We start from the raw sequence: 1101 nt of genomic DNA, 5'->3' as shown, positions 1-1101 counted from the left end.
GTGCGGCCGTGGCATCGTTCGAGCTGGGGGAGTGGCCCCCGGCCGGGGCGGTCGCGGTCGAGGTCGAGGACCTGTACGAGCGGCTGGCCGCTGCCGGTTTCGGGTACGGTCCGGTGTTCCAGGGCCTGCGCGCCGCCTGGCGCAAGGACGGCGACGTGTACGCCGAACTCCGCCTGCCCGAGAGCGAGCACGAGGACGCCGCCCGCTACGGCCTGCACCCCGCGCTGTTGGACGCCGCACTGCACGCCCTCGGCCTGGACATCACCGGCCCCGAAGGCGCTGACGGCCCCCGACAGGCCCGCATCCCGTTCTCGTGGAACGGTGTGACCCTCTACGCGACCGGTGCCGCCGCGCTGCGCCTGCGGCTCTCCGAGATCAACGAGGACACCGCCTCGCTGCTGCTCGCCGACGAGTCCGGGCAGCCGGTCGCCTCGGTCGAGTCGCTGGTCTCCCGTGAGATCGCCGCGGAGCAGGTGCGCGGTGCCGGCGGCGGCTTCGTGGAGTCGCTGTTCCGGGTGGAGTGGACCTCGCTCCCGGTCTCGGCCGCACCCGCGGGCCGCTGGGCGGTGCTCGGCGCGGACGCTCTCGGAGCGGCCGGCACCGGTGCCGAATCGTTCGCCGATCTGGCGGCGCTGGGCGCGGCCGTGGACGGCGGCGTGGCGGTTCCCGACGCGGTCTTCGCGTCGCTGGCCGACTCGGCCGCGGACACCGCCCCGGCCGTCCGGGCCGTGCTGCACGGTGTGCTCGCCACGCTTCAGGAGTGGCTGGCGGACGAGCGGTTCGCCTCCTCCCGCCTGGTGCTGGTGACCCGCGGTGCGGTGGCCGGCGGCGACGACCTCGTGCACGCCCCCGTCTGGGGCCTGGCGCGTTCCGCACAGGCCGAGAACCCGGACCGCGTGGTGTTGCTGGACGTGGACGGCGGCGACTTCTCCCGCGAGGCGCTGTCGGCCGCACTGGCTGCCGGTGAGCCCGAACTCGCCGTGCGCGGCGGCGCGTTGCGCGCACCGCGCCTGGCGCGGGTGGCGGCGGTGTCCGACACGGCCGGGCCGGTGTTCGATGCGAGCGGTACGGTCCTGGTGTCCGGTGCGTCCGGGATGCTGG

1 protein-coding gene is annotated in these 1101 nt (G+C 75.6%); it reads left to right on the top strand.

Annotation, left to right across the window (positions count from 1 at the left end; genetic code table 11):
* Positions 1–1101 (top strand): polyketide synthase dehydratase domain-containing protein (locus ABD369_RS40685; RefSeq protein ID WP_344641674.1); only part of this gene is annotated, 1101 nt, incomplete at both ends.

The organism is Kitasatospora cystarginea (genome assembly GCF_039533515.1).
Classification (GTDB): Bacteria; Actinomycetota; Actinomycetes; order Streptomycetales; family Streptomycetaceae; genus Kitasatospora; species Kitasatospora cystarginea.
Note: the sequence above shows the minus strand (reverse complement) of the source record. Positions and strands in the feature narration are given on the sequence as shown.